A 17,086-nucleotide genomic window follows, 5' to 3' on the forward strand; every position below is an offset into this window, starting at 1 on the left:
ACCTCATGTCCGAACGGAAGAAGTTCGCGCCGCCGGCGATCCAGGAGTTCGCCCCCAAGCTCGCGGAGGTGACCGACACGGTCCTGTTCGGCGACGTCTGGGAGCGGCCGGGTCTGTCTCCGCGCGACCGCAGCCTCGTCACCGTCACCGCTCTCGCCGCCTTGTACCGAACCGACCAGCTCGCCTTCCACCTCGGCAAGGCGCTGGAGAACGGCGTGACCAAGGACGAGCTGGTCGAGGCCATCACCCATCTGGCCTTCTACGCCGGATGGCCCAACGCCATGACCGCGATGACCCAGCTCAAGGAGATCGTGGAGAAGTCCGACCGGTCCGGCTGATACTCCTCCGCCCGCACACACCCCGCATTCCGGGGTCTCGGCGCATCCCGGCGACGTCATCCACACACCGCCGGGTGAGGAGCACTGGCACGGTGCCTCGCCCGACCAGTTCATGGTCCATCTCGCGCTGTGGGAGACGGACGACACCACCTGGCTCGAACACGTCCCGGACGACGACTACAACGGCCCGCGCGTCCGTACGCGTACCCACCCCTGACGCCACGACAGACCCAGAGGAACCGGGAAGCCATCATGCGAGCAACCATCATTCATGCGCCTGGGGACATCCGGGTGGAGAACGCCCCCGAGCCGAAGATCGTGGCGCCCACGGACGCGGTCATCCGCACCGTCGCCACCTGTGTGTGCGGCTCCGACCTGTGGAGCTACCGCGGCATCAATCCGGTCAACGAGCCGCAGCCGATCGGCCACGAGTACGTCGGCATCGTCGAAGAGGTCGGCAGCGGCGTCTCGGCTGTGAAGCCCGGTCAGTTCGTCATCGGCTCCTTCATCGCCTCCGACAACACCTGCCCGGTCTGCCGGGCCGGCTATCACACCTCCTGTCTGCACCGGGACTTCCCCAACGGCTGCCAGGCCGAGTACGTCCGCATCCCCCTCGCCGACGGCACCCTGGTCGCCACCCCGGAACAGCCGGCCGAGGAGCTGATCCCCAGCCTGCTGACGCTCTCCGACGTCATGGGCACCGGCTGGTACGCCGCCACGGCGGCCGAGGTCAGGCCAGGGTCGACGGCCGTGGTCGTCGGTGACGGCGCGGTGGGCCTGTGCGGTGTCATCGCCGCCAAGGAGCTGGGGGCCGAGCGCATCATCGCGATGAGCCGGCACGAGTCCCGGCAGAAGCTGGCCCTGGAATTCGGAGCGACCGACATCGTCGCCGAACGCGGCGAGGAAGGCGTCGCACGCGTCAAGGAACTGACCGACGGCATCGGCGCCGAGTCCGTCCTCGAATGCGTAGGCACCCAGCAGTCCATGCACCAGGCCCTGCAGTCCACGCGTCCCGGCGGCAACGTCGGCTTCGTCGGCATGCCGCACGACGTGCAGATCGACGGCCAGGAGCTCTTCTTCTCCCACGTCGGCCTGCGCGGTGGTCCCGCCCCCGTGCGCGCCTATCTTCCCGACCTGATCGAGCGCGTCGTCGGCGGCCGCATCAACCCGGGCAAGGTCTTCGACCTCACCCTGCCCCTGGACGAGGTCGCAGAAGGTTACAAGGCCATGGACGAGCGCCGCGCCATCAAGGCATTGCTCCGCCCGTGACCTGAAGCCCGAACGGTGGTGAGCGCCGGTCGACGGCTCCCACAACCCTCCGCCCCGTCGAGCGGCGGATCGGCCGCCCGCCCGTCACGGCCGCCGGACAGAACGGACCGACATCGACGACCCGCGAGGCGATCGCCACCGTCGAGGCGTACTTCGAAGCCTTCGGCACGCGTGACAGGAAGCGCGTGCCCTCCTAGGACTCACCAGGACTCGCTCCGAATCACCCGTACCCACCTCGGTGACCCGCTCACCAGCACTCCTGGCCGACCACGAGTCCTCCGGGACCCTCCACCACAGCCGCGCCGCCTTACGCCTGGCCCCGCCTCAGGAGTTCGCGCCTCCACGCCCCGCCCGCCGCCTCCCCGACCGGAGAACACCGATGACTACATGGACGAACGACGAGCTCGACCGCATCGCCGCGGCCGACGAGTTGGAGATGGCGCCGCGCCGCGACGACGGCACGCTGCGGGGTCCGGTGCCGGTCTGGGTCGTCCGCGACGGCGACGAGCTGTACGTCCGTTCCTTCCGCGGCACGGACGGCGGCTGGTGGCGCACGGCCCGCGCCGGCCACGAGGGACACATCCGCTCCGGAGGCGTCGACAAGGACGTCACCTTCGTCCAGGTGGCGGACTCCGAGGTCGACGACCGCGTCGACACCGCGTACCGCACCAAGTACGGCCGCTTCGGCGACGCGTACGTGGCCCCCTTGGTCGCGGCCCGCTCCACGACACTGCGACTCGTGCCCCGATGACCGACACGATCCCGCCGGCAGCCGCTGAACCACCACCGACAGCCGGTCCCGCACAGGAGTGAGCACCATGCTCGGTCTCGAACTCGTCGTCGTCCTGGGTGCGGCCGTGCTGGTGGGCAACGTCCTGGGAGAGCGCTTCCACGTCGCGCCGCCTGTCGTTCTGCTCGTCGTGGGCGCACTCATCGGCCTCGTCCCGGCCGTCCGCCAGACCCAACTCCCCCCCGGCGTCGTGTTGTTGCTCTTCCTTCCCGTACTGCTCTACTGGGAGAGTCTGACCACCTCGATGCGGGAGATCCGGACCAACCTGCGCGGCATCGTCCTGCTCAGCACGGTCCTGGTCATCCTCACCGCGGGGGCTGTGGCGGTCGCCGGACACGCGCTCGGGCTGCCGTGGGGGCCGGCGTGGGCCCTGGGCGCGGCGGTGGCGCCCACCGACGCCACCGCCGTGAGTGCCCTCGCGGGCTCCCTGCCGCGCCGTCAGATCACCGTGCTGCGTGCGGAAAGCCTCGTCAACGACGGCACCGCACTGGTCGTCTACGGCCTGGCGGTCGGTATCACCGTCGGCGAGGAACACCTGGCACTGCCGCACGTCGGTGCGTTGTTCCTGCTGGCCTACGGCGGAGGGGCCGCGGTCGGAGTGGCGGTCGCCTGGGTCAACATGAACCTGCGGCGCCGACTGGACGACCCGCTGCTCGGCAACCTGGTCATGATCCTCGCTCCGTTCACGGCGTACCTGCTGGCCGAGTTGATCCACGCCTCAGGCGTCCTCGCGGTCGTCGTGAGCGGCCTGATCATGGCCCAGGTGGCGCCCAGCCTCATCCGCGCCGATCACCGTCGTCAGGCACTGGCCTTCTGGCCGCTGGCCACCTTCATCATCAACGGCGCGCTGTTCGTCCTGGTCGGAGTGGAACTGCAGTACGCGCTGCGCCACCTGAGCCGATCCGACCTCAGATCGGCCCTCATCGCGACAGGGGCCGTCAGCGTGGTCCTGGTCGCGGTCCGGTTCGCCTTCCTGTTCTCCTCCGCCCACCTGATCCGCGCGATCGACCGGCGCCCCGAGCAGCGCCTGCGGAGAATGAGCGACCGGGCACGAGTGGTCAGCGGGCTGGCGGGTTTCCGGGGCGCGGTGTCACTGGCCGTGGCACTGTCCGTGCCGCAGAACCTCGACTCGGGCGAGCCGTTCCCCGGCCGCGCGTTCATCGTCTTCGTCACCTCCGGCGTCATCGTGGTGACCCTCGTCGTGCAGGGCCTGCTGCTGCCGGGCGTGGTGCGCTGGGCCCGGCTGCCCCGCGACACCTCCGTCGACGAGGAGCAGGTCCTCGCCGAGAGCAAGGCGACCGAGGAGGCCATCAAGGCGCTGCCGCAGCTCGCCGCCGAACAGGGGACCACTCCGAAGGTCGTGGAGTGGCTGCGCCAGGAGTACGAGGCCAACCTGGCGACCGTACGGGCGAGGGGCGCGGGCGCCGACGACGATCCGGCCCTGCTCCACAACCGCCACTACACCGACCTACGCCTCGCCCTCATCGCCACAAAGCGCGCCACCGTCGTCCGCCTGAGGGACGAATCGCAGATCGACGACACCGTGCTCCGCCGTCTCCAGGCCGCCCTGGACAACGAAGAGGTCCGGCTGGCCGGAGGCGAGCAGGTGGAGTAGGCCGCTTGCGCTCTGTGCACTGACGACGTGAGCCCCACGACAAGGAATCCCGCTGCCATGTCCTCCAGCCTCATCGATGTTCACGCCCACCTGCTTCCCGACTTCTACGTCCGGCAGGCCACGGCGGCCGGCCACGCCCACCCCGACGGCATGGGCGGCTGGCCGTCATGGTCCGTGCAGGCCCATCTCGATCTGATGGACCGCAACGGCATCGAGACCGCGATGCTCTCCATGTCCTCCCCCGGTGTGCACTTCGGCGACGACAAGGCGGCCCGCCTCCTTGCCCGGCGCGTCAACGAGCACACCGCCGAACTGACCCGGGACCACCCGGGCCGTTTCGGCAACCTCGCGTCACTTCCGCTGCCGGACGTCGACGGTGCGCTCGAGGAGATCGCCTTCTCCTTCGACGAACTGGGCGCCGACGGCGTGACGTTGCTGACTCACACCCACGGGGTGTACCTGGGCGACCAGCGCCTCGACCCGGTCTTCGCGGAGCTCGACCGGCGGCGGGCGGTGGTCTTCCTGCACCCCACGTCCCCCGTGTGCTGGGAGCAGTCCGCTCTCGGCCGGCCGCGCCCGATGGTCGAGTACATCTTCGACACCGCCCGTACCGTCACGGACCTGGTGATGGCGGGCGTCCTGACGCGTCACCCGGACATGCGGGTGATCGTCCCGCACTGCGGCGGCGTGATTCCCGTCCTGGCCGACCGCATCGACGAGTGCATGAGCCTGTTCCTGCATGCACGGCAGCCGCCCGGCCCCGACGCGGTGCGGCAACTCCGCGGTCTGTACTACGACATGGCGGGCACGGCCTTCCCACGCCAGGTTCCCGCACTGCTGAGGCTCGTCGACCCGGACCGCGTGCTCTTCGGCAGCGACTACTGCTGGACTCCTGCACCGCTGGCCGACGCCCACATCGCGGCGATCGACGCGGCCGAACCACCGGCGCAGGACACGACATGGCGATCGCTCACGACGGCGAACGCCAAGCGCGTGTTTCCGCGGACAACGCGGTGAACCGCAGTACGCGGGCCCTCAACGCGATGACGCGAAGGAAAAGCGCCTCGCGACGACACCGGACGCGGCGGCGGGCCTGCCTATGGCCTGAGCGGGCCTGCCTACGGCCTGAGACCACCCACCGGAATTGACAGCACCGAGTTGGCAGCAACGAGGAGGAACAATGCACACCCGAACGCTCGGACGCGACCTGCAAGTCTCCGCCATCGGTCTCGGCGTCATGGGAATGTCCCAGAGCTACGGCCCCAATCCCGGCGATCGCACCGACATGATCGCCGTACTGCGTGGAGCCGTAGACCGCGGAGTCACGTTCTTCGACACCGCGGAGGTGTACGGCCCCTACGTCAACGAAGAGCTCCTCGGAGAAGCCCTCGCCCCGGTGCGAGACCAGGCGGTGATCGCCACCAAGTTCGGATTCCGCATCGAGAACGGCGCCCCCGCCGGACTCGACAGCCGGCCCGAGCGGATCCGAGCCGTCGCTACGGCCTCCCTCAAACGGCTCAGGGTCGAAACGCTGGACCTTTTCTACCAGCACCGCGTCGATCCGGACGTGCCGATCGAAGACGTCGCCGGAGCCGTGGGTGAGCTCGTACAGGAAGGCAAGGTGCGCCGCTTCGGGCTTTCCGAGGCGAGTGCGCAGACCATCCGCCGGGCCCACGCGGTCCACCCGGTGACGGCAGTACAGAGCGAGTACTCGCTGTGGACCCGGGACCCCGAACACGAGGTTCTGCCGACCTGCTCCGAGCTCGGCATCGGATTCGTACCCTTCAGCCCGCTCGGCAAGGGGTTCCTGACCGGGACGGTGGACGCCACGACGCCATTCACCGCCGGCGACGTCCGCACGGACATCCCACGGTTCACAGCCGAGAACCGGGCAGCGAACCAAGCGCTCGTCGATCACGTCACCCGGCTCGCGCAGGCCAAGGACGCCACACCGGGCCAGGTCGCGCTCGCCTGGCTGCTCGCACGGCATCCGTCGGTCGTTCCGATCCCCGGAACCCGGCGCACCGCACGCATCGAGGAGAACATCGGCGCCACCCAACTGCCCCTCTCCGCCGACGAACTCGCCGACCTCAACGGACTGGTCGGCCGCGTCGGGGTACAGGGGAACCGCTACAACGAGCACCACATGTCCCTGGTCGACAAGTAGCCCGGCCTATCCGTTTCGCCTGGCTGTTGTCCTTCCCCTTCCCCTTCCCCTGGGAAGGGGCGCCAAGGCCTCCCTGCGAAGCCCACCCGGATCACACCACTCCGGAGTCCGCACCACGCAGATCCTGCGGCGGCAAGGCATCAGGATTGAGCTCGGCAAGCACGCGGAGCAGCAAGGAATGAATCGCCGCCTGCTCGACGGGGGCGAGGACCGCGAGCGCCTCCGTGTCCAGTCGCTCCACCAGTTCCCGCGCCCGATCGGCGAGCTTCGCGCCGCTGTCGGTGATGGCCAGCTGCACGGTTCGCCGGTTCGAAGGATGCTCGCGGCGCACCATCAGGCCGCGGTCGACCAGCGCGTTGACGGCGGCACCCATGGACTGGGGAGTCAAGCCGGTCCGACGCGCGATCTCCGCCGCGGAGGTTCCCGGCGTCCAGCCGACGTGCTGCAACGCGTTGTGCTGCGCCGCCGTGAGGTCGAGCGAACGCAACGCTCTCTCGAGCCGCGCTCCCATCACATGGACCACCTGCCACGCCAGGTAGCCGACGCGCGTGGACGGATCTGCATGCGTACGGCTCACGAGAGCACTCCGACAGTAAGGTACCTGATATTTCTATGATAGAACTATAAGGCACCTTCCAGTAAGAGATGGAGAACCTTCTCCCATGTCCACATCACCCACCGCTTCCGGCGAGGCACGCCCTGCGCCCCATCACCACGCGATGGACGCCGCTCCAGCGCCGCAAGGTGCCACCGGAGCCAAGGGAGTTCTGCTACCGGTCGCGATCGTGCTGGTCATCGGCTCGATCTTCGTCAGCGTGTTCCTGGCCGCCTTCCACGCCCCCCGTCCGCACGACCTTCCGGTAGCCGTCGTAGGGACGTCCCAACGGCTCGAACAGGTCACCGGAGGGCTGGAGCTCGGGCTGTCGGGCGGCTTCGAGGTGAAGCGCTACGCCGACGAGAACACGGCCCGCCGCGCGCTTCAGGACCGCAAGGTGTACGCCGCCTATGTCACCGGGCCCGGGAAGTCCGCCACACTGCTGTACGCCGGAGCCAACGGCCCTTCGGTGACCGCTACGGTCACCGGCGCGTTCTCCGGTGTCGCCAAGGCGAACAACGACCGGCTGACCGTGCGCGACCTCGTGCCGGCCTCGTCGGGCGACACCCGCGGAATGTCGGTGTTCTACGCCGGGTTCGGCGTCGTGCTGGCCGGATTCCTGTTCGGCATGATGACCTACCAGATGGCTCCGCGACTGGAGTACCGGTGGAGGTTGGCCAGCCTGGCGTCCTTCAGCATCCTCGCCGGCGTCCTCGTGGCGGCGATGGCCGGAAGCCTCGGCTTCGCGGCACTCCCCGGGCCCTTCCTGGGCATCGCGGGGGTCATCGCCCTGATGGCCGCGGCCGTCGGCAGCGCGACCATGACGTTCATGCGCGTCTTCGGCCGCGCCGGGATGTCACTGGCCGCCGTGGTCCTGCTGACCTTCGGCAACAGCACGAGCGGTGGCACGCTGCCCACCCCCTACCTGCCGGGCTGGCTGCATCCGCTCTCGGAGATCCTCCCGGTGGGAGTCGGCGTACGAGCCGTCCAGGGCTTGTCCCACTTCAACAACGACGGTCTCACCGCGGGCATCGTCGTCCTGGTGGCATGGATCCTCGTTGCCGCCGTGGTGCTCTTCTGCCTCGATGCCCGCGGACCTCGCCGCGCAGCCGTCGACTGACCCGGCTCCTGCCCTGCCCCGCAGCCAGGAACCATCCGTGGGGAACGTCAGTGATATTGGTCCATGACACGGGGACGCAGCTCAACTGCCCGGCAACACCGCCGCGAGCAGCGCACCTCGTTCTCGTAGACTGCGGCCGTGACCGACGCCGCGTTTCCCACCACCGGATACCTCGCCTGGCAGTTCTCCCAGATCATCGCCGGACGGCTGGAGCGGGCACTGCGCGCGGAAGACCTCACACTGGCGCAGCACAACGCTCTGCAGCAGGTCCTCTGGACGCCGGGTGTGTCCGCCGCCGAGATCGCGCGCCGCTCGGGTATCACGGCCCAGTCCATGGGAGCCGCAGTGGGTCAGCTCGTCGAGAGAGGACTACTACGGCGTGAGCCGCACCCGACCAGCCGCCGCAGCGTGCGCCTGTTCGCGACCACCGAGGGAGAGGCGACCGCCGCTCGTGCCGCTTCGATCGCCCGGCGGATCGAACAGGAGACGACCTCACCACTCTCCCCGGACGACAAGGACAGCATTCACCGGCTGCTCTACCGTTTGGTCGAGGGCCTGAACCCCGATGCTCTCGCCATCGGCAGTCGCCCCTCGAACTAGCCCTGGAGCCCTGGTCGTCCAGCGATGCCGCTGTTGATGAACGAGCTCATCGTCGTACAGGGTCCACGGCCTTGACCTGATCCGCGTCCACGATGACCAGCCAGCGGCTCCACCACCGACGTCACGGCCGGCCCCACGGCGGCGGCCCCCGTGTCGTCAGTGGCCTGCGGCATGATGCACGGCACGTGACGACCTCGAGTCGGAACGCACAAGGCTGGTGCAGTGGGACGGCGAGACAGAGCGGGATCTGGGTCTCAGCCGGACCGACTACCGCGTCCGGTACTGCGCCCGGAGGATGGACGAGGGGCAGAAACTCCCACCAGGGTGGCCGGGGAGCCCCAGGCAGCCAGCTACCTCCCGCAGTTCTGGCCTGCCCCTCCCGGCCCCGGACCGTGTGATCCGCCATACCTCCTGGACAGCCGGGCACCTGCACGACTGTGCGCGCGATCTGCGGACTGGACGGTTGGTGCTGGGGCAGTCGTCGGACCCGCAGCGCGAGAACAGCCGGACGATCGCGGGACCGGTCGGGAATTCGACCCCGCGCGGCATGCAGCACCTGCTGCGCCGCCGACCACGGCAGCAGTGGGAAGGCGGCCGAGAGGACGTGTCTCCCGAACCGCGATCAGGTGCCCGTGATGAAGTCTTCCGGTCGTTCTTGCCGGAGGCGCATGGAGCGGTTGTTCAGTAGGTCGAGCGCCTCGGGAATACCGCCGCCGAACTCGTCACGAATGCTCTGCAGGGCCTGGATCCTGCGCCCCTCCAGGATCAGGTAATCGATCCGCGACCAGCGCAGGTCCGTGCCGTCGGTGGGTTGCTTGAGAGCATCGATCTCGGCTCGCAGCCGAGCAACTGCGGCGACGATCTCCTCGTCCGACGCGACACTCCTGAAGGCCTGTTCTTCGGGTCCCGGTTCCCGGCTCAGGATTCCAAGTTCTCGACAGAGCCACGCGCGCAGATCGCCGAGCTCGCGCCGAGTCGCGTCGCGCTGCGCGAGCGCCTCGTCCAACTCGGCTCGTAGTGGATCCGTCTCATCCTCAGGCATGTGGCTGGTTCTCTCTGCTGGAGGCAAGGGTCTGAACGCGTGACAGGACAATACGACGGCGCACGGGATCGACATCGATGATCTTTACGGTGAGGATGTCACCGGGACTGGTGTACGCCAGCGAGCCGGATGATTCGCCCCAAGACGCCGTCGCGGTCCAGTGCAGGCAACCCGGCAGACGGTGTTGCCGCTGCGGGGGCTGCGTTCGGTCAGCCGGTGTGGCCGACCCGTAGGCCGGCCACACCGGCAGGCGTTGGGTCAGGGGCAGAGGCCCCGGTCCGAGTTGTAGTAGATGTCGATCGAACCGCTCCAGGTCATGCACCGGCCGGGCTCGGGGAGGTCCTTGTACACCGGGCCGGCGAAGGTCGTGTAGGAGCCGGCATCCCTGGCCGGGTTGCTGCTGGCCGGCCAGGTGTCCAGCGTGACCTCCATGAACACGCGGGCACCGGGCTTGTTGCGCACCGTCACGGCGCACCACTTGCGGTCCTGTCACCGGTGTCACGAGGGCAGTTACGTCTCCGGACCGGACCGCACCAGCGGTCCCGGCCTCCCATGGCTGGGCACTCCGGATGTCAAAAATGGACGAACCAGCCATAATGTCGTTCAAAGCGCTATACGCTCCCGCTGCACTCGCTCACCTCGACGAGGGAGACCCATTGCGCGCACGACTCATCGCCCCAGCCGTCGCTGTTGTTCTCACCAGCGTCATCTACGGTGCACCGGTCGCGTCGGCGGCCACACTGCCTGCCACCAACACCTCCCACCACTGCATCCACCACACCACAGGCCTGTGCGGCTGGACGCATCACCAAAAGCCCAGAGACAAGTACGAGTCGGCCAAGTGCAAGGACGCCACGCTCTCGTACTCGAAGCACGCTCAGGGCACCTGCTCCTACCACCACGGCGTCAGGTATTGGTTCAAGTAAGCGGCCACCACCTGACCTCTCCCTGAACCCCCGGGCCGAAATCAAGAATGCGAGTTGGTTCCAACGTGACGGTCCGGCTCGTGCGACCACGCAATACCGGCGCCCGGGATCGACGTGCCGCAGTGGGAGGATCGGTGAATGGCTCACGACCGCGACGCCCAAGGTGATCGCACGGCATCCGGTGCTGCGTCACCGGGTAGGTCGCCCTCGCGACGCATGAACTCGATGCCGGCCACGCGAACTCAGAACCTGCGCGTACTCGAGGGCCGCTTCGTTCTTGAGCGGGTGTCCGACGCCCGCACGGTCGCTCCCGGACCCGATGTGCTCGCACTCGTACTCGGTCCGGACGGAGGCGCAGTGATGCGGCGCGACGACGGGGCCGAGGACGGGTGGGTGGCGCTGTGGAACGGCGACGACGCGCACGACCCTGAAGCGACGGGAATGCTCAGCGCCATCGTCGCACCGCTCGCCGCGGGCGCACTTCCGGTATGGACCGCCGCAAGCTACGACGGAGATCTCGTGCTCGTCCCGGCCGGCCGACTCGAGGAAGCCGCCGCCGTGCTTCGCCGGGCCGGCCATCAGGTGGCCCTATGACTCGGCCAAGGCAGGGGTAGCACCGGCCGCGTCGCCGCCCCGGACGAGGTCGCCGCACTGGTCGCCTTCCTCCTCAGCGACGAAGCCTCCTTCATCACCGGTGCGGCGCTGCCCGGGCGGGACCCGGGCGGCGGGTCACGTCCCCCGGGCCTGCCCCCACCGGTCTCCGAGTGCTCGGGTCACTTCGCCGTCGTACTGATCCGCATCGAAATGAAACGTCGGGGGGCGCACCTGATCAACGGGCACCCGCCAATCCGACCACTCGACAACGCCACCGTGCCGCTGCACGAACACTGACAGATGGCCGCAGCAGCCACCCGTGCACTCGGGCTCCCCCAGCACAACCCGACGCCCCTCGAAGGTCGCCCACAGCGGGCTGTGACCGTCGGCGGGCAACGCCTCCGCCGCAAGCGGCCCGCGGCCTCCCTCACCGACCGCCCCCGCCACCACTTCCCGGCCGTCGACCCAGAACTGCAGTTGGGCAGCCCATCGAGGACCCGGCGGCAACACGATGACCTCAAGGCGATCGAACACACGGCCACCCTACGTGGGAGCCCAGAGTGGGTCATGACGACAGGCTCGAGGGACGGGGACGGTCAGCACCGCCACCACATGGAGTGTCAGCAGTGACCGCAGTCGTGCCCGACAGTGAGGAGGTGGCCCGCGGCGCTGCGGGGCCACCTCGTCCGCCCGGCGCCGCCGTCACATGTCGGAGAACGGCACGGAGAACAACACCCTTTCGGGAACCGCCGGTTGGGTCCACCCTCCGTCGGAGTTCGCGGCCCACTCGGTCTGCGACCACAGTTGCTGGGTGCTCCACCACAGCGACATGCCCTCGCTGTGCTGGGCCCAGCATGCGTTCGCCTGGACTTGTCCGCTGCAGGTGCGCGACGTGGCGACGCCGGTGTTGCTCATCTTCCACATGATGCCGTGCACCCCTGGCCCCCACAGGGCGTCGGCGGCGTAGTACTTGTCGTGGTTCGCGAGCACCGCCTGCAACCCGGCCGCGTTGTTGGTCACGTAGCTCTTGGTCGGGTCGGCGTAGGCCTTCCCCCCGCTGGTGACGAGCGGCATGTCACTCTCGGGAGCGGCGAGGGCGTAGCGGAAGATCCGGGCGGGCTGGGCGTCACCGCCGGTGCTGCGCCATTCGTTGGCGACGATGCTGTACGGGCTGGTGCTGCGGTCCATGGTGAGCCCGTCGAAGCACGGGTAGCCGGTGACGGAAGTGCCGCTGCACGCGCCGCCCAGGCTGTAGGAACCGACCGCGGGCATGATGTATTGGTATCCGCGCGCCGAGTAGCCCCCGCTGACCTGGCCGATCTCGTGGGAGTTCACGGTCGTTTGCAGGATGTGGGTGAAGTCGAAGACGAACAGCGCGTTGTCGCTGTCGTCGCCGCGGGACGCGGTGACCAGAAGCTTGTTGCCGTACCAGACCATGCCGCCGAGGTGTGAGCCCAGTTTGTCGAAGTCGTCGCCGCCCTTGGTGGGCACGACCAGCAGCACCCAACGGTACTTGAAGGCGCCGGGGGTGTTGGCGTCGATGAACGCCACCCGCGCCAGACCGTCGTCATCGGGGGTGGAGCTCGCGAGGTCGTTGTTGTTGGTCCACCCCGAGAGGATCACCTTGTTCGTGCCCCACAAGCCGTCGGCGTCGGCGTCGCCGGACGAGGTCAGTCCCTGGGGTACGAACTGTTGGGTGACGGCGTCCCCGGTGTCCCAGCAGTAGGCCGATGACGCCGAAGGGTTGATCGGCCGCGCGGCCAGCTCGGTACTCGTGCATCCGGAACCGGAGCTGTTGAACATGGGGTGGTTGGCGGACTTGAGGACGGCGTCCACCCCGACATTGGGCAGATGGCTGTCCAGCTTGCTGATCGTCGTGGGGGACACACGATGCTGGGTCAGCTCCAGCTTGCTCATCGCTTCACTGGTCCCGTTCGTGAGCAGCGCCCCGGGTGTGGGCACCGGGGTCGCGGCTTGCGCCGGTGTTCCCCACGCCAGCACGGCCATGGCGGCCGCCGCCAGCGCTCCTGCGACCTTACGTCTCTTGCTCATCCCGCTCCCCGTTCGACAACAAATGAAACATCAGCCCGAATGCTGCCATGGCCTCGTGAAGTAGGTGGAGTTTCAACCGAATCGTTGAGGATCCACCTCTCAGGCCGCGCAGGAGGTAGCCCCGTATACACCGTCGAGGAGAGGGGATTCGCGCCTGGGCCGGTGCGGCGGCGGCTCGATCAATGCGCGGGCGAGCACGCCCATGGAGGTAGTGGGTCGGCATGTTGACGCGGAGATGACAGCACTCGCCCGACCAAAGGGGCCGCGGGAACCGAGGTCGTCGTTCCCGAGCTCCACCGGGGCTCATTGCCCGCTGACACAGTCACGGTCCGGTGCCGCCGGCCCGGTCAGCCGTATCGTTGCAGCAGTCCGTCCATGTACGCCTCCAGTCGGTCTCCCAGCAGGTCGGGCGTCAGGTCGTGCCGCCCCAGGTCGCGCCACGGGCCGGCGAGCTTCGTCGCATCGGGGCAGTAGTGCAGGGCGTCGAGCAGCCGCCAGTACAGGTGGTCGGCGCCGTCGGCGAGGTCGCGGCCGCCGTGTGCCTCGTACCGCTCTCGGAAGTCCAGCCCGTGCCTCGGCCCGTGCAGCAGCGCGAGCGCGGTCGAGCAGTGCGCCACGTCCAGGTCGGCGGGTCCGCACGAGGCCTCCACCCAGTCCACGACACCGGTGATCCGCAGACCCGGCCCGGCTCCGGTGAAGAGCACGTTTCCGGGGTGGAAGTCGCGGTGCAGAAAGCAGCCTTCGTACGACGGCGGATCGCGGCGGATCATGTCCACGGCCCGCTCCCCCAGGCGGCCCACCGGGGGCCGGATGTGCTCCGGGGAGGTCCACGCCTGGTACGTGCGCGGTCTGTCGTCCGGTACGACGCCGTGGATGCGGACGAGCTGGGCCGCGAGCAGGTCCAGGCGCCGGTCGAGGTCGTCCTCGTCCACGCGGACGCGGCCCGGCAGTGCGGACATCAACAGGGTGGGGTGGTCGCAGTGTTCGGCGGTTGCGTCCACGGCAACGAACTCGGGTGCCGGGACGCCTTCCTGCCCTTCGAGCAGGGTCAGGACGGACGCCTCGCGGGCCAGGAGCCCGGACCCTGCGTGGCGGAAGAACGGTTTCACGAGGGTCCGTTGCACCAGGTCCGAGCCGTCGTCGAGGGTCAGCCGGCGCATCTGGGAGCTCCAACCGCCGGACAGCAGCCGGGAGTCGGCGACGGACCGGTCGTTCCCGATGTGCTTGGCCACCCATGCACGCGTTGCCGTCCAGCCGCGGTCGTCGAGGCCGGTCAGCACCTCCTCCACGAACTTCCGCCGGTCTTCCGCGTGATCACGGAACCACGTTCCCAACTGGTGCTGCGCGTCCGGAAGGTCGAACCGTGAGTACTGGGCGCGCGCGGCCAGCGCGTCCTGTACGGCCTCGGTCACCGCGGCCGGGATCACCGTGTCAGTGCCCGGCACGGCGAGCACCGCCCGTCCCTCGTACGCCCTCAGTACCTCGAGCGCGGGCGTCTGCCGCCAGCTGCCGGGCTGCCGGATGGTCTCACTGAACCGGCCGTTCCCGTCCCCGAAGGGGACGTCCCACGCCTGGGCGGTGTACACGGCGGGGGCACACAGGCCCAGGGCTGTCACTCGGTGCCCGTAGTGCCGGACGAGATCCGCCACCGTCTGCCCGCTCATGCTGAACCCCACCAGGACCAGCGGCCCGTCCGCCGGCGCGTACGCGTCGATCACCGCGACGGCCTGCTCGAACCGTCGCCGCAGGCTTGACTCGCTCAGTCTGCCGGTGCTGCCGCCGTGCCCGGAGAAGTCGAAGGCGATGCCGCGACAGCCGTGGGCCACGAACTCCCTTGCCAGCGGCAGCAATCGCTCCGTGCTGCTGGTGCCTGCGCCGTGCAGCACGACGGCGGTGACCCCGGACGGATCACCGCCGTACACACCGCTGAGCCGTTCACCGCCGTGGTCGTGCGTGAAGTCGAAGATCATGCCCTCCATTCACCCACGTCACTCACGCCGTGGCCTCCGTTCTCCGAAGGCGTCGTCGCAACCGCCCGGCCCCGGTCTCGGGTCACAGCGTGCGCGCGGCGTCAGCGGCCGAAGTGCACATGGGCTGCCCACAGGCCGGGGGACAGCGGATGCCGGGCCCGCACGGCGACCACCGCTGAATGCAGCGCCCGGGCCGACCCGGCGGCGTGCGGTGGCCTGGTGCCCGCCGCCGTCAACTGCGTGTAGAAGGCTTCGGCGATGCGTGTGCCGAGGGTTCCCTGAACCTTCCACAGGCTGCCGACGACGCTGCGATACCCGGCGGTCTGGAAGGCCGCGGTGATGTGCAGTGCCTCGTCGGCGAACCTCGGCGCGGTGTCGGTTGTCTCGCAGGCGGAGAGATAGGCCAGGTCCGCGTGCGGGATGTCGAGCCGGGACACGTCGGCCACCGTGAACGCCCGCTCCTGGTGGTCGTGGAGCAGCAGTCTGCTGTAGCCCCGGCCGCGCAGGTCGCTGACCCCGTGGCAGACGAAGTGGGCGACGGAGCTGTGACGCATGGCCTCCGTCACCGCGACATGGGTGGCATCCGGCCCGTACAGGACGGTGGCATCGGGAACGAGGCGCTGCAGTGCCTCGCACTCCCCCTCGGCCGAGCGCAGGGCGGGTGCGCCCGGTGTCTCCGGAAGCCCGACGATCAGGGTCCGGTCTGCCGGACGTCCGTCCGCGGCAGGTTCGTCCGCGGGAGGTTCGTCCACGCCCGGCCCTTCGTCAGGGCCCGTCGCACGGCGTACGTACGCCAGCGCCCCGACGGTGGAGGTGTAGGAGGTCACCGCGTGATCGAGGACGGACGGCCCGCGGCCGGTCTGGTCGTACCGCTCGGCCACGTGCAACGGGAGGAAGGCCATGATTCCCACCGGGCACCACCACAGCCTGGGCAGCGTTGTTCCCTCAGGCGGTGGAACGCCCAGGCCGCAGGCGTTCAGCACGGGAGAGGCGACCATGTCCCACAGGTCGCCGAGCACCTTGCCCAGGTCCTGCTGGGCCGTCTTGCGGCCGCCGTAGCTCGGCTCGCCGTAGATTCGCGTACAGGCCGACCGCAGCCGCACCACCAGGTCCAGCGCGCGGTCCCAAGAGAGTCCGCTCAGTTCGACGACGTCGACCGGTCGATCGCCTTCCGGATGCAGGACGAGCGCGTCGCTGCGGAAGGGGCCCGCGTAGACCGTGACGACGGGTCCCTCGGCGGCTTGCCCACGCAGTTCGTCGAGCGTGGGCGGCAGCAGAAAGCGTGAGAAGTCGTCGTGGGACCGCCTGACACGGGTCAGGAGATCCGTCCAGTCGTCCGCGCGTTCCTTGCGGCGCCGGGCGTCGGCGCGGTCGGAGAGGGCGGGGCCGAGGCCGGGGGTGGGGCCGGTGGTCGCAGGCAGAAGGGCTTCCGCCGCCCGGGTCCGGGAGCGCAGCGCGATGAACTCCTCTGCGAGGCCCGGTTCGCGGTCCGCCAGCACGTCCAACGCAGTCCGGGTACCCACCAGTTCCGATTGGAGCAGCGCGCGAGACTGTTCCAGCAGTTCCAGGGCACGTCCGGGCCGTCCCGCGGCGGTGGCGGCCCCCGCCGCCTCCGCCGCCAGCCCGGCCACCGCGCCGAGACCGGACTCGCGGTCCTCTCGCAGGAGTTCTCGTGGCGCCATCCTCGGCAGCAGACCCACGGCCCGTTCGAAGGCGGCGAGGGCGTCCGTGTGGTTGCCGGCCAGCCCGGCCGCCCGGCCGGCCAGCCGCGCGGCCGCGATGCGGTCCTTCGCCCGCGCCTCATGACGTGCGGCGATGCGCTCGGTCAGCTCGTCATGGGCCTCTTCGAGTGCCGCGCGCCCTCGCTTCCGGTCGCGATGGGCGCCGCCGAGGGCGAAGAGCGCCTGCCCGAGCGTACGTACCGCCGCGGGCATCAAGGTGGATTCCGCGGGCAGCATCGTCACCGCTCCGCGGGCCAGATCGACCGCCTCCTCGAGGTGCGTCACGC

Annotated in this window: 17 protein-coding genes and 1 pseudogene; 11 read left to right on the top strand and 7 right to left on the bottom strand. The window is 69.3% G+C overall.

Features of this window, described 5'->3' with window-relative positions; translation table 11 throughout:
• Nucleotides 1-5 precede the first annotated feature (5 nt).
• From BG482_RS03320 to BG482_RS03350, 6 genes are all read left to right on the top strand, one after another.
• On the top strand, nt 6-338 hold the full coding sequence (locus BG482_RS03320) for a carboxymuconolactone decarboxylase family protein (RefSeq protein ID WP_069767296.1): 333 nt from the start codon (nt 6-8) through the stop codon (nt 336-338).
• A 252-nt stretch (nt 339-590) separates the two neighbouring features.
• Complete coding sequence (locus tag BG482_RS03330; RefSeq protein ID WP_069767297.1) at nt 591-1,607, top strand: zinc-dependent alcohol dehydrogenase family protein; 1,017 nt, start codon at nt 591-593, stop codon at nt 1,605-1,607.
• Between the two features lie 379 nt (nt 1,608-1,986).
• Complete coding sequence (locus tag BG482_RS03335) at nt 1,987-2,358, top strand: DUF2255 family protein (RefSeq protein ID WP_069767298.1); 372 nt, start codon at nt 1,987-1,989, stop codon at nt 2,356-2,358.
• A 67-nt stretch (nt 2,359-2,425) separates the two neighbouring features.
• The gene (locus tag BG482_RS03340; protein WP_069767299.1) at nt 2,426-4,012 is read left to right on the top strand and encodes a Na+/H+ antiporter; all 1,587 of its coding nucleotides are present in this window, start codon (nt 2,426-2,428) and stop codon (nt 4,010-4,012) included.
• A 57-nt stretch (nt 4,013-4,069) separates the two neighbouring features.
• Nucleotides 4,070-5,029, top strand: coding sequence for an amidohydrolase family protein (locus BG482_RS03345; RefSeq protein WP_069767300.1), 960 nt, complete (start codon nt 4,070-4,072; stop codon nt 5,027-5,029).
• 163 nt (nt 5,030-5,192) lie between these two features.
• Nucleotides 5,193-6,179: an aldo/keto reductase gene (locus BG482_RS03350; RefSeq protein WP_069767301.1), complete on the top strand. Its 987-nt coding sequence runs from the start codon at nt 5,193-5,195 to the stop codon at nt 6,177-6,179.
• 91 nt (nt 6,180-6,270) lie between these two features.
• Here the strand turns inward: BG482_RS03350 and BG482_RS03355 are convergent, their stop codons facing one another.
• The gene (locus tag BG482_RS03355; protein WP_256096230.1) at nt 6,271-6,756 is read right to left on the bottom strand and encodes a MarR family winged helix-turn-helix transcriptional regulator; all 486 of its coding nucleotides are present in this window, start codon (nt 6,754-6,756) and stop codon (nt 6,271-6,273) included.
• An 85-nt stretch (nt 6,757-6,841) separates the two neighbouring features.
• Between BG482_RS03355 and BG482_RS03360 the strand changes: the two genes are divergently transcribed.
• Both BG482_RS03360 and BG482_RS03365 read left to right on the top strand, forming a co-directional pair.
• Nucleotides 6,842-7,894 (top strand): ABC transporter permease, encoded by a 1,053-nt coding sequence (locus tag BG482_RS03360; protein ID WP_069767303.1) that lies wholly within the window; start codon nt 6,842-6,844, stop codon nt 7,892-7,894.
• A gap of 138 nt (nt 7,895-8,032) precedes the next feature.
• Nucleotides 8,033-8,494 carry a MarR family winged helix-turn-helix transcriptional regulator gene (locus BG482_RS03365; RefSeq protein ID WP_069767304.1) on the top strand — a complete coding sequence of 154 codons (462 nt, stop codon included), beginning with the start codon at nt 8,033-8,035 and terminating at the stop codon, nt 8,492-8,494.
• 622 nt (nt 8,495-9,116) lie between these two features.
• Here the strand turns inward: BG482_RS03365 and BG482_RS03370 are convergent.
• Both BG482_RS03370 and BG482_RS03375 read right to left on the bottom strand, forming a co-directional pair.
• Nucleotides 9,117-9,536: a hypothetical protein gene (locus BG482_RS03370; protein WP_141746537.1), complete on the bottom strand. Its 420-nt coding sequence runs from the start codon at nt 9,534-9,536 to the stop codon at nt 9,117-9,119.
• 258 nt (nt 9,537-9,794) lie between these two features.
• The gene (locus tag BG482_RS03375) at nt 9,795-10,004 is read right to left on the bottom strand and encodes a hypothetical protein (RefSeq protein WP_256096231.1); all 210 of its coding nucleotides are present in this window, start codon (nt 10,002-10,004) and stop codon (nt 9,795-9,797) included.
• A gap of 188 nt (nt 10,005-10,192) precedes the next feature.
• On the opposite strand from BG482_RS03375, the gene BG482_RS03380 reads away from it, so the two are divergent.
• The 3 genes and pseudogenes from BG482_RS03380 to BG482_RS42305 form a co-directional block, all read left to right on the top strand.
• Entirely contained in the window at nt 10,193-10,462 is a 270-nt protein-coding gene (locus tag BG482_RS03380) for a DUF3761 domain-containing protein (protein ID WP_256096232.1), read from the top strand.
• Between the two features lie 360 nt (nt 10,463-10,822).
• Nucleotides 10,823-11,056: an ACT domain-containing protein gene (locus tag BG482_RS43730; protein WP_176741300.1), complete on the top strand. Its 234-nt coding sequence runs from the start codon at nt 10,823-10,825 to the stop codon at nt 11,054-11,056.
• 33 nt (nt 11,057-11,089) lie between these two features.
• Nucleotides 11,090-11,155: pseudogene (locus tag BG482_RS42305) on the top strand (hypothetical protein); the annotation flags it as partial.
• A gap of 36 nt (nt 11,156-11,191) precedes the next feature.
• Here the strand turns inward: BG482_RS42305 and BG482_RS03390 are convergent.
• The 4 genes from BG482_RS03390 to BG482_RS03405 all read right to left on the bottom strand — a co-directional run bounded on the left by BG482_RS03390 (nt 11,192) and on the right by BG482_RS03405 (nt 17,084).
• Nucleotides 11,192-11,590 (bottom strand): hypothetical protein, encoded by a 399-nt coding sequence (locus BG482_RS03390; protein WP_069767308.1) that lies wholly within the window; start codon nt 11,588-11,590, stop codon nt 11,192-11,194.
• A 168-nt stretch (nt 11,591-11,758) separates the two neighbouring features.
• Nucleotides 11,759-13,108, bottom strand: coding sequence for a hypothetical protein (locus BG482_RS03395; RefSeq protein WP_069767309.1), 1,350 nt, complete (start codon nt 13,106-13,108; stop codon nt 11,759-11,761).
• Between the two features lie 347 nt (nt 13,109-13,455).
• Nucleotides 13,456-15,078: an alpha/beta fold hydrolase gene (locus BG482_RS03400; protein WP_069767368.1), complete on the bottom strand. Its 1,623-nt coding sequence runs from the start codon at nt 15,076-15,078 to the stop codon at nt 13,456-13,458.
• A gap of 101 nt (nt 15,079-15,179) precedes the next feature.
• Entirely contained in the window at nt 15,180-17,084 is a 1,905-nt protein-coding gene (locus tag BG482_RS03405; protein ID WP_069767310.1) for a CHAT domain-containing protein, read from the bottom strand.
• Between the last annotated feature and the right edge of the window lie 2 nt (nt 17,085-17,086).

Source organism: Streptomyces sp. LUP30, assembly GCF_001746365.1.
In the GTDB taxonomy this organism is placed as follows: Bacteria; Actinomycetota; Actinomycetes; order Streptomycetales; family Streptomycetaceae; genus Streptomyces.

Excerpts from the sequence above, each read along its gene's own strand:
- BG482_RS03320 (WP_069767296.1), top strand. The coding sequence starts at position 6 with ATGTCCGAACGGAAGAAGTTCGCGCCGCCGGCGATCCAGGAGTTCGCC.
- BG482_RS03330 (WP_069767297.1), top strand. The coding sequence starts at position 591 with ATGCGAGCAACCATCATTCATGCGCCTGGGGACATCCGGGTGGAGAAC.
- BG482_RS03335 (WP_069767298.1), top strand. The coding sequence starts at position 1,987 with ATGACTACATGGACGAACGACGAGCTCGACCGCATCGCCGCGGCCGAC.
- BG482_RS03340 (WP_069767299.1), top strand. The coding sequence starts at position 2,426 with ATGCTCGGTCTCGAACTCGTCGTCGTCCTGGGTGCGGCCGTGCTGGTG.
- BG482_RS03345 (WP_069767300.1), top strand. The coding sequence starts at position 4,070 with ATGTCCTCCAGCCTCATCGATGTTCACGCCCACCTGCTTCCCGACTTC.
- BG482_RS03350 (WP_069767301.1), top strand. The coding sequence starts at position 5,193 with ATGCACACCCGAACGCTCGGACGCGACCTGCAAGTCTCCGCCATCGGT.
- BG482_RS03360 (WP_069767303.1), top strand. The coding sequence starts at position 6,842 with ATGTCCACATCACCCACCGCTTCCGGCGAGGCACGCCCTGCGCCCCAT.
- BG482_RS03370 (WP_141746537.1), bottom strand. The coding sequence starts at position 9,536 with ATGCCTGAGGATGAGACGGATCCACTACGAGCCGAGTTGGACGAGGCG.
- BG482_RS43730 (WP_176741300.1), top strand. The coding sequence starts at position 10,823 with ATGCGGCGCGACGACGGGGCCGAGGACGGGTGGGTGGCGCTGTGGAAC.
- BG482_RS03395 (WP_069767309.1), bottom strand. The coding sequence starts at position 13,108 with ATGAGCAAGAGACGTAAGGTCGCAGGAGCGCTGGCGGCGGCCGCCATG.
- BG482_RS03400 (WP_069767368.1), bottom strand. The coding sequence starts at position 15,078 with ATGATCTTCGACTTCACGCACGACCACGGCGGTGAACGGCTCAGCGGT.